A 13,299-nucleotide genomic window follows, 5' to 3' on the forward strand; every position below is an offset into this window, starting at 1 on the left:
GATCGGTACCCCGACCGGGGTACCGATCGCGCACGGTCGGCGGAGCCGAACTCAGCTGGCGAGTGCGTGCGCCCGGTATCCGTGGGCCTCGGCAACGGCGGTGGAGAGCAGCTCGCCGTCGTGGACGCTCAGCCCGGCCGCGAGCGCGCGGTCGGCTGCGGTGGCACGGCGCCAACCCAGGTCGGCGAGCTCGAGTACGTACGGCAGCGTCGCGTTGGTGAGCGCGTAGGTAGACGTGCGGGGCACCGCACCGGGCATGTTCGCGACGCAGTAGAAGACCGAATCATGCACGCGGAACGTGGGTTCGGCGTGGGTGGTAGGTCGTGAATCCTCGAAACAGCCACCCTGGTCGATCGCGATGTCCACCAGCACCGAGCCCGGCTTCATCCGCGAGACCAGCTCGTTGGACACCAGCTTCGGCGCCCGAGCGCCCGGGATCAGGACCGCCCCGATCACCAGGTCCGCGCCGAGCACGGCCTGCTCGAGTTCCAGCCGGTTCGAGGTGATCGTCCGGACCCGCCCCTGGTACTGCGCGTCGATCTCACGCAGCCGCACCGGGTTGACGTCCAGCACCGTGACGTCGGCGCGCATCCCCGTCGCGATGGCGGTCGCATTCTGTCCCGCCACCCCACCGCCGAGCACGACCACGTTGGCGGGGCGCACTCCCGGGACCCCGCCCATCAACACTCCCCGGCCGCCCGAGTTCGTCATCAGGTGGTAGGCCCCGGCCTGCGGCGCGAGCCGCCCGGCGACCTCGCTCATCGGGGCGAGCAGCGGCAGCGACCCGTCTGCGGACTGGACCGTCTCGTAGGCGATGGCCGTGGTGCCCGAGTCGACCAGCGCATCGGTGCACTCGCGCGAGGCGGCCAGGTGCAGGTAGGTGAACAGCACCTGATCCCTGCGGAGCCGTGAGTACTCCTCCGCGATCGGCTCCTTCACCTTCAACAGCAGGTCCGCGTCCGCCCACACGTCCTCCGCGTGGGAGAGGATCCGCGCCCCTTCGGCGCGGAAGTCGGCGTCGGCGAAGGACGAACCCGCACCAGCTTCGGTCTCGACGAGCACCTCGTGCCCGTGGGCGACGAGTTCGTGGACGCCGGCCGGGGTGATTGCGACGCGGTACTCGTGGTTCTTGATCTCTCGGGGAATGCCGATTCTCATCTGTGGTGTCCTCGGGGTGGGGAACGGCGCGATCGGCGCCGACACCAGTATGAATTTCCTCGTGATTCATGCCTAGAACCCTGGTGAAAATTCTCTAGAATCGGCTTATGGCAGCCGATGATTCGGAACCGCGCCAGCAGACGCCCGCCCGACCGAACGATGTTCGGCGGACGCGCCTGGACGAGACCGACCACGTGTTGCTCACCCAGCTCACCCGCGACGCCCGCACTCCCAACAACGCGTTGGCCGAGATGGCCGGCATCGCGCCGTCGACCTGCCTGGCCCGGGTGCGTTCGCTGGTCGAGCGCGGGGTGATCCGCGGCTTCCACGCCGACGTCGATCCCGCCGCACTCGGCCGAGACCTCGAGGCGATGATCTCGGTTCGGCTGCGGGCCGACGCACGCCCCCACATGGCGCAGTTCGCCGAGCGGATGTCGGTGGTCCCCGAGGTGCTCGACGTCTACTTCATCGCCGGAGCGGACGACTACCTGCTGCACGTGGCAATGCGCGACACCGCCGCCCTGCGGGACTTCGTGCTCGACCATCTGTCCGCACGACCCGAGGTCGCGGCGACGGAGACCATCCTGGTGTTCGAGCACATCCGACCTCGATCGGGCACCTAGGACCGTCGAGGGCAGCGACCGAATCACGGAAGAAGCCTGTCCAGCAACGGATTCGAGAACACCCGATACGGGTCGTGCGCGTTCAGTGCCGCACGCGCGGAGTCCCAGTCGTCGCCGTCTGGCACACCGGCCCGGTACGTCTCGGGAATCACGGTGTCGATCGTCTCGCCGTCGGTGAAGCCGGCCTCGTCGGTGTACGCCCAGCCCTTGGCCCACTCCGGCCGGAAGGTCGCGTAGTCGCCGCTGTAGTTGGACCGCATGAACCGTTCCATCTCGCGGAAATAGGCCGCCTGCCCCGGGGTGCCCGGCACCCCCACCACGTTCATCCAGATCGCGGTGTCCCATTCGGGATGGTCCGGGCGCGGCCGCAGGGCCGAGATGGTCGGCGGACCCGCGGTCTCCACCACCACCTCGGACTGATCGTCGAGCCCGCACAGCCGGACCTCGAACGGCCCGTTGATCGGATACCGGCCCTTCGACTGAAGCTCCCGCTGGCGCGTGTCGTGCCAGGTGGTGAACTCGTTGATCACCCGGGCGATGTTCGCCCGCCTGGTGATGACGACACCGCCGCCCGCGGTCATCCGCAAGGTGGTGGCGCGCAGGTAGAACATCACGTCCTTCGACCAGCCCCACAGGTCCGCGGTGCCGGTCGCCGCCAGGCCCGCCGCGATGGTGGTGAACTGGGCCTGACCGAACAGCGGGGTCGCGGCCCCGATCCCGCGGGTGATCTGCCCGAGCGGGTCCGTGATCGCCTTCGGAATGCTGTCGGAGTAGGGGTAGTTGTACGGGCCGGCGACCTCCCGGGACTGCGGAGGCTTGGTCGGCGTCGGCGTCCACACCTTCAGCCAGGGCGTCTCGGTGAAGGGAAACCAGATCGCCTCCACCCGCCCGGAACGGGCGACGTAGCTCTCGAAGGTCCGGCCGGGAGAGCCTGCCGGGGCGAACAACTCACGCCACGGAATGTCCATGACGGACTCGCACCGCAGTCGGTAGTTCGCGCCGGCCTGCAGGGTCACCGAGGTGACGAAGGTGCGGCCGAGGTGGGTCAGCAGGGGGCGGATCGCGGGCTCGTCGCGACGGAAGTCCCGCAGGACGTACTCACCCTCGCCGGAATCCCACACCACCGCGGTCAACGCGGTCACGAGGTTGCTCAGCGAGCCGAACGACGCCCCGGGAACGACCTTCTCGCCGTCGGCGGGAAGCGTGGCACCGTGCGCGTCGATCGCCAGCACGCCGGCGATGGACAGTTCCCCGATGGCGGGCGCGTTCGCCCAGCCGAGGCCGTGGTTCTGCAGTTCGCCGAGAACCGCGCCCACCATCGCGCCGGGGCCCGCGGTGACGGTCGAGCGTCCGGGGTCGGCGGACACGTCCACGGTGATCGAGTCGAGCCGGGTCAGGGTGTCGACCAGGACCACCCGTTCGACGTTCTGGCCCGGCACCAGGGTCAGCGGGCTCCAGCCGTGCATCGTGCCCCGCGCCCGCAGCCGGTATCCGTTGGCCTTCGCCCAGTTGGCCAGCCGGACCACGTCTCTCGCGTCCCGCGGGGTGCACGTCCACACCTGGTCGAAGACGATCTCCTGCACCCAGTTCTCGTAGCCCTGCTGGAACAGCGCGATGCCGTCGGGGAAGCCGGGCGGCACGGGCAGGGTCGCCCGCGGATCGGCGGAGGACAACGCGTGCGCCGGGGTCCATGCGAGTCCGGTCAGCGCGGTAGCGCCCGCCGCGGCGGAGAGAAAGCCCCGCCGGGAGAGTTTCCGATCAGTCATGCGGGACAACCTAGAACATATACGAGGCCACTGGCATCGAAATGCCGCCGATTCGGGGAACCACCGCGCTGTCGGCCGCCGTCGCGTGGTGTACTGGACCGCATTGGCGTTACCCGAAATGCGCATTCGGAGGAAACCAATGACCGACACGGACCTCGACGCCCAACCTGCCCCTGCCGGGCCCCCGCCCGTCCGGCGGGGTTGGCCGGTTGTCGCGATCATCGTGCTCGCCGGGTTCGCCTTCCTCGCCGGTCTCGCCGGCGGCTCCTTCCAGAGCAAGCTGACCGAGGTCCAGAAGAACGACAACGCCTCGTACCTGCCCAGTTCCGCGGAGTCCACCGTCGTCGCCAAAGAGTCGGCGAAGTTCGTGACCGTGACGACGATTCCCGGCTTCGTCGTCTATCACCGCGACGGCCTGCTGACGGCCGAGGACAAGGCGTCGATCGCCCGCGCCAGGGAGGCCATCGCCGCGGTCGACGGGGTCGACAGGTCCGGCATGACACCCACCCAGTACTCGGCGGACGGCACCGCCGCCTCGCAGTACGTTCCTCTCGTCGCCAAGTCGAACGGCGCCGACATCCAGGGCGACGTCCTGGCTCAGAACGAGCAGAACGTGATGGACGCGGCCAAGTCCGCCGCGACAAGCGAACTCGAGGTGCTGCCGGCCGGACCGGGTGGACTGCTGGTGGCGTTCATCGACGCGTTCCAGGGGCTCGACGGCGCCCTGCTCGGCGCGGCCGTCCTCGTGGTCATCCTGATCCTGCTGATCGTCTACCGCTCGCCCGTGCTCTGGTTCTTCCCGTTGCTGTCCGCGGTGCTCGCCCTCGGACTGTCGTCGATGGTCGTCTACGTCCTCGCCAAGAACGACCTGTTGACACTGACCGGCCAGAGCCAGGGCATCCTCTCGGTCCTGGTCCTCGGCGCGGGCACGGACTACGCACTGCTCCTGATATCCCGGTACCGGGAGGAACTGCACGCCTACCCGAACCGGTTCGACGCGATGATCCGGGCGTGGCGTGAATCCGCCCCGGCGATCAGCGCTTCCGCGCTCACGGTGATCCTGGGCCTGTTGTGCCTGAGCTTCTCCGAGCTCAACTCGAACAAGAGCCTGGGACCGGTCGCCGCGATCGGCATCGGCTGTACCTACCTGGTCATGATGACGTTCCTGCCGGTTTTCCTGGCCGTCGCGGGCCGCTGGGTGTTCTGGCCTCGAACCCCCCGTGTCGACCACGCCGCGGACCTGGCCACCCACGGATTGTGGGGCCGGATCGCGGCTGCCGTCGGGCGACGCGACCGACCGGCGTGGATCGGCGCCACGGCCCTGCTCATCGTGTTGTTCGCGGTCGGCATCGGCAGCTTGCAGACGAACGGGCTCACCAACACGGAAAACTTCACCAACAACCCCGATGCGGTCCAGGGGCAGCAGATCTACGACGCCAAGTTCGATCCGGGCACCGGCGCGCCCGCCGTGATCACCACCAACGCCGATCGGGTGGACCAGGTGATTGCCGTCGCGAGCACGGTGCCCGGAGTGGCCACCGAATCCGGCTCGGTGTGCCTGCAGGTGGACTACGCCAAGCTGGCCGAACTCGCCAAACTCGGCACCGTACCGGCCGCGGGCGGTCCCGAAACCGGTTGCCCGCCATCGATACTGACGGTCCAACCGATCGACGGGCGCACCATCGTCAACGTCACCCTCGCCGACTCCTACGACTCCCCGCAGGCCCTCGACACGGTCACCCGTCTGCGCGAGGCGGTGCACGCCGTTCCCGGGGCCGACGCGCTGGTCGGTGGCAGCTCGGCGACCACCGTGGACGTGCAGGCCGCCTCGGTGCGCGACCGGAACCTGATCATCCCGATCGTGCTGGCGGTCATCTTCGTGGTGCTCGCGGTGTTGTTGCGAGCCCTCCTCGCGCCGCTGATCCTGATCGCGACCGTAGTTCTCTCGTTCGCCGCGACCCTCGGTGTGTGCGGGTTCGTCTTCACCCACGTCTTCCACTTCGCGGGCGCCGACCAGGCGTTCCCCCTGTTCGCGTTCGTGTTCCTCGTCGCCCTCGGCATCGACTACAACATCTTCCTGATGACCCGGGTCCGCGAGGAGTCCCTCCGTCACGGCACTCGCACCGGCGTGCTACGCGGACTCGCGGTCACGGGTGGCGTCATCACCTCGGCAGGCGTGGTCCTCGCCGCCACCTTCGCGGTGCTCGGCGTGCTCCCCCTGGTGTTCCTCGCCGAGATCGGTTTCGCGGTGGCGTTCGGCGTCCTGCTCGACACCATCGTCGTACGGAGCGTGCTGGTGCCCGCCCTCTCGCACGACATCGGCCGCGCCATCTGGTGGCCCTCGGCGCTGGCCCGCTCGGTCGACTAATCCTTCGGAAGTCTCACGAAGTCGCCGAACCTACGGCACACTCGATGGCGGTTGCCGCCTCCTGCAGAGAACTCACCGGGTCGAAAAGGAGTGTCATGTCGTCTCGTTCGTCATCAGGTCGATCACGTCGAATCCTCGCCGCCGCCATACTCGCCGCCGCCGCCGGCGCTGCCCTACCCGCCACCGCCAGCGCCGACGTCACACCGACCACACTCGTGAACGGCGTGCTCTCCACCGTCGGCGGCTGCCAGACCCCCTTCCGCGAGGTGATCCTCACCTGCACCCGGTTCGAGACCCTGACCACGCAGTTCCCGGTGGTCCTCGACCTGAATCCGTTCGGCACCAATATCGTCGCGCTGGGTGCGGGACTGCTCCCCGACGGCAGCATGCGACCGCTGCTCGTGTCTCGGTTGGAGGCCACTCTGCAGGTGGCCCACCGTTACCCGCTGTCCCCGATCATCGTCAGCGGCGGGGTTCCGCAGAACGGCATCACCGAGTCCCGCGCGATGCGCGACTGGCTGATCGCACACGGCATCCCCCCGTTCCGGATCACCGAGGAGTACACCTCGCGTTCGACGGTGGAGAACGCGCAGAACACCAACGCGATCCTCGCCCAGCGCGGCGCCACCAGCGCCGTGGTGGTCACCTCACCCGACCATCTGCAGCGAGCGATGGTCGACTTCCGGGTCGCGGTCGGCGGACGGATCCCGGTCGCCGGGGTAGTTGCGCCCTTCTAGGAGTAACGATTCCGACAAACCTCCGCCGCGGGCCGGATCGTGGTGAGAGCCTGAGACGATGAGTTCAGGTGTCGATCGTGCACGAGGTGATCGGTGATGGCGCGACCGGTGCGGGTGGTCGTGCTGGGCGCCGGATCGTGGGGAACCACGGTGGCCGGCCTGTCCGCCCACAACACGCCAACCCTGTTGTGGTCCAGAAGTTCGGCGGCCGCGGAGGAGATCAACACCGAGCGGCGCAATTCGCGCTATCTCGGTGACCGCGAATTGCCCGCCGGCCTACGGGCGACCGACGACGTCGTCGAGGCCGCCAGGGAGGCCGACGTCCTCGTTGTCGGGGTGCCCTCACACGCCGTCCGCAGCACCCTGAGCGAGATCAGCAACGAGGTCCGCGCCTGGGTGCCCGTCCTGTCCCTGGCGAAGGGCCTCGAGCCCGGTACCCGGCAACGACCCACCGAGGTGATTGCCGAATGCCTTCCCGGCCATCCCGTCGGTCTCTTGGCCGGCCCCAACATCGCCAAGGAGATCGCCGACGGCATGGCCGCCGCGGCGGTCGTCGCGACGCAGGACGATCGGGTGGCCACCGCCCTGCAACCGCTGTTCGCCTCACCGGTCTTCCGCGTCTACCGCAATACCGATGTGCTCGGCTGCGAACTCGGAGGGGTGCTCAAGAACATCGTTGCGATCGCGTCGGGCATGGCCGACGGCCTGGGCGTGGGCGACAACACCCGGGCCATGGTGCTCGCGCGCGGGCTCGCCGAGATGACCCGCCTCGGCGAGGCGATGGGCGCGGACCCACGCACGTTCGCCGGGCTCACCGGCGTCGGCGACCTCATCGCCACGTGCATGAGCCCCGCCTCCCGCAACCGTCGGGTCGGCGAAGCCCTGGCCCGAGGGTTGACCGTGGACCAGGCGGTCGCCGAACTGGGCCAGGTCGCCGAGGGGGTGAAGACCGCGCCGACGGTGATGGAACTCGCACGCGACTTCGACGTCGAGATGCCGATCGCGGCCGAGGTCGAGGCCGTCGTGGCGGGCCGGCGGACGCCGGCGGACGCCTACCGCGGACTGCGGAAGGTCGCCCCCGGGGACGAGCACGACATGGCCTGAGCGACAAGGGCCGCCCGGGGAGAATCCCGGGCGACCCCGTCGAAGCTCGAGCGTTGTCAGCTACCGAAGCCAAGCTCCGAAGAGCCAGGTTTGGGAGCGACAGGCCGGCTGCCGATGATGAAGTTCAGGCCCATCGGATTCCATCCCAGGCTGCCCTCGTGTCCGGCCACGTCGAACGTGACTCCACTGCCCGACATGGTGCCGCTGGGGGCGGTCAGCGGGGCACGGTATTCGACAGAGAAGATGACGTACCCGCCGAGTGGGACAGACCACCCCGCCCCGGGTGCCGCAACCGAGACCGTGCCCGGCCCCACCTCGGGAGTAATCCGTTCGGACTGCGAAGTATTGTCGGCATACCCGATACGGATGGTGGCGCTGCCCGGGACGTATGTGAAGCCGGCCGGCCCGTGATCGGTGATACGGGTGAGGAGTCGCTCGTGACCCTCGGCGACCGTGAAGCGGTTGTGAATGGTTTCGACGTCCCCAGCGGGGACATACCAAGGGTTCACCACCCCATCTGCGAAGTGCGACGCATACTTCGTGACAGTGACGTTCTCGGCCGTTCTGTATATGTTGTTGTCGCCAATTGAGGCCGCGGCGGTGCCGGACCCGACGGCGAGACCACCGACCAGCAAAGCCGAGGCTAAGACTGCGGATGCGACCCTGCGCATCGTGGGACGAAGCATGGACGAACTCCATTCTGTAGGGATGCTCGCGCGGCACCTCGGTACCGCTGAACTCCCCCGGCCCCGAACACGCGTCAAGTCATCGTATGGGCGAACGTCCAGTCTGTCCGAAAGTTCCGAATATCGTTGCTGCACTGAATGAACCGTTAGACAGAAAGAAACGGGCCGACCTCCGCGCTCAACCGGATCGGGCAAGCCCACCTACGTCATGCCCCGACTGAGCCCGCCGTGAACGGGCCGTCATCGGGGACCGCACTCGACGGTTGTCCCGACAACGACCCGCTCCTCGGAAGTACCGGCCGGATCAGCTCGAGAAGGTGGGAGCGACCGATCCGACGAGGTCGAGCTTGACGCCCATCGCCGGCCACTGCTGCTCGGCCATGCCCGCCACGTCGATGGCGAGGCCACTGTCGAAGATGCCGGTGCTGAAGCCGACGGACTTCACCGAGTACGTGACGTCGAAGGTGACGGTCTTGTTGCCGATCGCCGAAACCAACCATCCGGCCGCATTGCTCACCGCGACACCGGCGTTCGCCGACGCGGTCGCCGTGACGGATTCGGTTGCCATCGCGCCGTTCTGCCAGGAGGTCACCTTCGCGGTGCCGTCGACGTAGAGAAGCGCGACGGGATTCAGGTCGACAAGCTTGGTGATGAGCCGGTCCGGGCCGGCGGTGGCCGAGATCGTGGTCCGATACGTCACCTGACCGTTGACCGCAATCTGGTTGCTCCCGACGATCGACTTGGTCACGACGAGATTGTCGACGGTCACGGTGGCCGAGGCCGGAATGTCCGGGACGCTCGCCGTGGAGCCGAAGTCCGACAGGATCGAAGCGGCGGACGCGGTGGCCGCGGTGGCGGCGAGACCACCGGCGAGCAGCGAGGCAGCGGCGACGACGGACGCGACGCGGCGCATCGTGGTACGGGACATGCAGAGTCTCCATTCGTTGGGGTGGGTACGCGGCACCTCGGCCCCCGAGCTCGACGAACGCGCGTCGCGCCATCGTATGGACGCGCACAGCCTCCCGGTGGAGAATCAAAAATGTTGCAGCACTTGACTCTTCGTTTGCTCTGCTAATGGATGTTCATGAGCTTGGCGCGGGTGACCGGGACTCGGACGCCCAGGGCCTGGCCCGCCCCCGGACACACGAAAGGGGTCGTCCGGCGCGCCGGACGACCCCTTTCGGTAGTGCTACTAGCTGCCGTTCTTGATGACGCCGCTGATCACGTCGGCCACGAAGCCGGCCGGGTCGGTGATGATGGCCGAACCGGCGGAACCGCTACCGCCGTCGGACGAGCCCAGACCGAGGTCCGCGGAGCCGCCGGTCACACCCTCGACCAGGTTCGCGGAACGGACGGTGGCGAAGACGCCCATCGGGTTGAACTTCTGGGTGGTTGCGAAAGCAAAGACGTCGAAGGACAGGCCGCTGTCGAGCGCGGTCCCGACCTTGGCACTCGACGGGACCCGGTAGGTCACCTCGAGGGTGAGGGTCGCGTCTCCGATCACGGAGATCCGCCAGCCGGCGTTCGCAAACGTCAGGCTGTTGTCCGCGGCGTTCACCACCGGGGTGACCTTCGAGTCCTGCTGGCCGTTGAGCAGGCTCCAGGCGTTGACCTTCGCGCTGCCCTCGACGTACTCGAAGCCGGCCGGGTGGAAGTCGGTGATCTTGGTGATGGACCGGTCGAGGCCGGACGGCACCGAGAAGGTGGTCCGGTAGGTGACCTTGCCGCCGGGCGCCACCGTGCCGTCGCCGACGACCTGCTTGGTCACGGAGATGTTGTCGGCCTTCTTGGTGGCCGAGTGCGGCTTCTGCTCGGCAGGCGTGGTGGCGGGGTCCGACGTGCCCGCACTGCCCAGGTCGGCAGAGCCGGCGGCAGCGGCGGTGCCCGCACCGAGGGTGAGACCGCCCGCGAGCAGCGCGGTAGCGGCGACGACGGATGCGGTGCGGCGCATCGACTTACGTGACATGCAGATCCTCCGGGTGAGTGGAACAACGTGCACGACGGTTTGCTGCCGTATCACTCGACCCCCGTCGCCTTCGCGTTCTTTATATAGGACAAGCGTCCAACTCCATGTCCGTTTTGCGAATGAAACCCAGTGTGGCCTGCGTCACCGTCCGCCGACATCCAGGAGCCCGGATTGTTGCGCAACCTCACGAAGGCGCCTACTGTGGCGGCCATGACGCGCATCCTCGTAGTTCGCCGCCGTAGCGGGGTCTGATTCGGACCGACCCCTCGCTGCGGGTCGTTGAGCTACGCGTTGGTCCTCCCTTTCGCTCAGGAAGACCATCCCCAATGAACAGCACTCACGCCTTCACCTTTCCGACCGACCCCTTCTCGGCCCGCTTCGGCATGCCGCTGCCGAGTGAGATGCGCGCCGAGTGTGCCGGCACGAGCTGGCGAACCTTCCTCGCCTCGTACTCACCGTCGGGCGGTCCGATCCGGTTCGGCCGCTGGTCGGTCACCCCGCTCGGTGCGGGCCGCAGTGAGTTCAGGGCCACCCTCGGCATCGGCGACGCCATCCACCAGAGGACCGCGATCGCGTCCGGCCCGGTGTCCGCGCTCACCTCGATGCTGTACGACGCCGGATTCCAGATGGAGATCCTCTCGTTCCACCAGATGCGCATCGGTACCGACCGGACCGCAACCTTCCTGCTGTGCGAGCACGAGGGACGCCGGCACTGGGCGCTCGGCATGGGGCACGACGCCACCGAGTCGTCGATCGAGGCGATGGTCGCGGGCGCGAACCTCCTGCACGGCTGATCACCGGAAGGCGCAGCGGTTCAGGGCATCTCGATCGTCTCGGTGCGGGCGATCTCGCCGATCGCTCGCCGTAGGTATCCGTCCACGGGTGCCTGCGCGACCGCCAACAGGTCCGCGATCACGAGGGCTGCGTGCCCGACGATCGCGGATCGTCCGACTCGGTGCGCGTCCTCGTCCGGGTCGGACAGCCCCAGCGACCCGGTCAGAACGACGGCGAGGGCACCGACGTCGAGGTCCGGCACCCACGCGGCGGCGGCACGTGCGCACCGTTCGAGGACGGCCTGCACGGCCTCACCGCTGAGGCCGTCGGGGTGGACGTCCTCGAGCAGTGAGCGGACCATCGCCGAGTGCACCGCGCGCACCTGGTCGGGTTCCGCCACCAGCAGGCGCGCAGTCGCCTCCGCGAACGATTCCCGGTCCGCCGCCGCTGCCGCGCGGATCGCGTCACCGGTGGCAGACGCGATCTCCTTCGCCGGACGCGGCCAGTCCGCGGGCCACTGCTGCACGGTCACTCCTCGGGTCGGGCGCCGGAAGCGCTGTCGCTCAGCCCAGTTCGGCGCGCATCAGGTACACGTTGTAGTCCGACCACGTGGACACCGTGAAGTACAGGTCGTCGGCGGTCGACCACGGATGGATGAAGCCACCGTACAACTCCGGAAAGGTCTCCACGCCCACCAGTCGGGCCGGCTCGGACCACGCACCCTGCGGGGAGTCGGACTCGCGCAGCGTGATCCCGGTCCGCGCAGTGTCCAGGTACGACATCTGCCACCGGCCGCGCGACTCGTCGTAGCGGACCGACAACTCCGCCGCCGTGCCGCGCACGATCGAGGTCGCGGAGCGCGACCCACCGACCGCGGTCCAGTTGCCGTCGCTCCAGTACTGGTATGCCGACTTGTTCAGCACCTGGTCCTGCGGAACGCGCGCCAGACCCACCTCGCCGAGGCGGGTGTTCGCGGTGCCGAACATGTACACGTACCCGCCCTGCGGCACCATCGCCGCGACCTGGAACTTCGACAGCCCGAAGATGTTGTCCCACTGGGCATACGGGTCCTTGGTCCAGGTCTGGCCGGAATCGTCCGAATAGGCGATGCCGCCGTGGTTGGTGAACCAGGTCCCCGGGACGCTGTTCCAGGTCCGGATCGACATGTAGCTCATGTACTGCCGCGAACCGACCGCGAACCCGGAGGTGGGGATCGTGGTGATCTCCACGTTGTCCATCTTCCGGCTGCTGAGCACCTCCGCGGCGTGGCATCGGCTGTCCTGGACGAAGCTGTCGATCGTCATTCCGTCCGCGAGGTCACGGTCCGAGCTGAATCCGAGGACGTTGCTGCGCCAGTCCTCCCCCTGGCCGCCGGGCGGGTGGAACCCGCGTCCGACCGTGTCGCCGAACGCGACAGCCACCTTGCCGGGTTCGCTCTCCCACATGATCCCGAGATCGGTGCCGTTGACCTGCCACCGCTTGTCGGTGCGGTTGGTGGAGCTCGCACCGGTCACCTTCGCGACCGTGCTCACCTCCCGCACCTGCGGGGCCGGACGCTGCGGCGACCGCGGCGCGGTCTCGGCCGGTGGGTGCGCGGTCGGCGGCGGCTCCGGCTTCGGGCCGGTGTCCGGGCCGGGCACCGGTATGCCGAACACGAACGGGTTGAAGTCCACCCCGATCTGCGGCAACCCCAGCGTCGACGACAAGCCGCTCGGGGACAGGTCCGGGCCGTCGGTCAGGTCGGGGCACGGATTGGTGCACGGGTCCGCGGGCAGCGGCGGCGGGGTGATCCGCACCGGCACCGGTTCGGGAGCCGGATACGCGACCGGCGCGACCGCCGGGTACGGGATCGGGATGTCGAGCTTCTTCGGGACCACCGACTCGTGCACGGGCGGCGGGTCGCCGGCGCACGGCCCGGTCCCGACCACCGGAACCGCCGACGCGCGGGGCCCGGTCCCGAGGACCCCACTCGCCGCGACCACCGTCAGGACCGTTGCCGCCACCACCGCTCGCATCGCCATCCGACACCTCCTGGGGTGTCAGAGTGCCCGATCGACCCGAAACTCGCAGAGCCGACATGCGCGGCAGCTCCGCGAGTGATCGCGTCGTGACCGAGG

12 protein-coding genes are annotated in these 13,299 nt (G+C 68.5%); 5 read left to right on the forward strand and 7 right to left on the reverse strand.

All coding sequences use genetic code 11. From position 1 onward, the window contains the following. Positions 1-51: 51 nt before the first annotated feature. Positions 52-1,158 carry an alanine dehydrogenase gene (ald, locus tag ACFVH2_RS00170; protein WP_378425774.1) on the reverse strand — a complete coding sequence of 369 codons (1,107 nt, stop codon included), beginning with the start codon at positions 1,156-1,158 and terminating at the stop codon, positions 52-54. Positions 1,159-1,265: 107 nt separating this feature from the next. Between ald and ACFVH2_RS00175 the strand changes: the two genes are divergently transcribed. Further along, entirely contained in the window at positions 1,266-1,781 is a 516-nt protein-coding gene (locus tag ACFVH2_RS00175) for an Lrp/AsnC family transcriptional regulator (RefSeq protein ID WP_378425776.1), read from the forward strand. A 23-nt stretch (positions 1,782-1,804) separates the two neighbouring features. On the opposite strand, the gene ACFVH2_RS00180 is transcribed toward ACFVH2_RS00175, so the two are convergent. Continuing rightward, positions 1,805-3,547 carry a cholesterol oxidase substrate-binding domain-containing protein gene (locus tag ACFVH2_RS00180; RefSeq protein ID WP_378425778.1) on the reverse strand — a complete coding sequence of 581 codons (1,743 nt, stop codon included), beginning with the start codon at positions 3,545-3,547 and terminating at the stop codon, positions 1,805-1,807. A 139-nt stretch (positions 3,548-3,686) separates the two neighbouring features. Here ACFVH2_RS00180 and ACFVH2_RS00185 point away from each other — a divergent pair, with 139 nt between their 5' ends. The 3 genes from ACFVH2_RS00185 to ACFVH2_RS00195 all read left to right on the forward strand — a co-directional run bounded on the left by ACFVH2_RS00185 (position 3,687) and on the right by ACFVH2_RS00195 (position 7,756). Then, complete coding sequence (locus ACFVH2_RS00185) at positions 3,687-5,915, forward strand: MMPL family transporter (protein WP_378425780.1); 2,229 nt, start codon at positions 3,687-3,689, stop codon at positions 5,913-5,915. A 95-nt stretch (positions 5,916-6,010) separates the two neighbouring features. Beyond that, positions 6,011-6,652 (forward strand): YdcF family protein, encoded by a 642-nt coding sequence (locus tag ACFVH2_RS00190; protein WP_378425782.1) that lies wholly within the window; start codon positions 6,011-6,013, stop codon positions 6,650-6,652. A 96-nt stretch (positions 6,653-6,748) separates the two neighbouring features. Beyond that, a complete protein-coding gene (locus tag ACFVH2_RS00195) occupies positions 6,749-7,756 on the forward strand; it encodes an NAD(P)H-dependent glycerol-3-phosphate dehydrogenase (RefSeq protein WP_378425784.1) in 1,008 nt (335 codons plus the stop codon). 56 nt (positions 7,757-7,812) lie between these two features. On the opposite strand, the gene ACFVH2_RS00200 is transcribed toward ACFVH2_RS00195, so the two are convergent. The 3 genes from ACFVH2_RS00200 to ACFVH2_RS00210 all read right to left on the reverse strand — a co-directional run bounded on the left by ACFVH2_RS00200 (position 7,813) and on the right by ACFVH2_RS00210 (position 10,408). Continuing rightward, positions 7,813-8,442, reverse strand: a complete 630-nt coding sequence (locus ACFVH2_RS00200; RefSeq protein WP_378425786.1) for a hypothetical protein — start codon at positions 8,440-8,442, stop codon at positions 7,813-7,815. Between the two features lie 304 nt (positions 8,443-8,746). Continuing rightward, entirely contained in the window at positions 8,747-9,370 is a 624-nt protein-coding gene (locus ACFVH2_RS00205) for a hypothetical protein (protein WP_378425788.1), read from the reverse strand. Positions 9,371-9,634: 264 nt separating this feature from the next. Next, positions 9,635-10,408, reverse strand: a complete 774-nt coding sequence (locus ACFVH2_RS00210; RefSeq protein WP_378425790.1) for a hypothetical protein — start codon at positions 10,406-10,408, stop codon at positions 9,635-9,637. A 326-nt stretch (positions 10,409-10,734) separates the two neighbouring features. Here ACFVH2_RS00210 and ACFVH2_RS00215 point away from each other — a divergent pair, with 326 nt between their 5' ends. Then, a complete protein-coding gene (locus ACFVH2_RS00215) occupies positions 10,735-11,202 on the forward strand; it encodes an alpha-isopropylmalate synthase regulatory domain-containing protein (RefSeq protein WP_378425792.1) in 468 nt (155 codons plus the stop codon). Positions 11,203-11,222: 20 nt separating this feature from the next. On the opposite strand, the gene ACFVH2_RS00220 is transcribed toward ACFVH2_RS00215, so the two are convergent. Together ACFVH2_RS00220 and ACFVH2_RS00225 are read right to left on the reverse strand one after the other, a co-directional pair. Continuing rightward, entirely contained in the window at positions 11,223-11,708 is a 486-nt protein-coding gene (locus ACFVH2_RS00220; RefSeq protein WP_378425794.1) for a hypothetical protein, read from the reverse strand. Between the two features lie 37 nt (positions 11,709-11,745). Continuing rightward, positions 11,746-13,203 (reverse strand): DUF4185 domain-containing protein, encoded by a 1,458-nt coding sequence (locus ACFVH2_RS00225; protein ID WP_378425796.1) that lies wholly within the window; start codon positions 13,201-13,203, stop codon positions 11,746-11,748. Positions 13,204-13,299: the final 96 nt, after the last annotated feature.

Origin of the sequence: Rhodococcus sp. NPDC127527, from assembly GCF_042672245.1 — a bacterium.
GTDB lineage: Bacteria > Actinomycetota > Actinomycetes > Mycobacteriales > Mycobacteriaceae > Rhodococcus_G.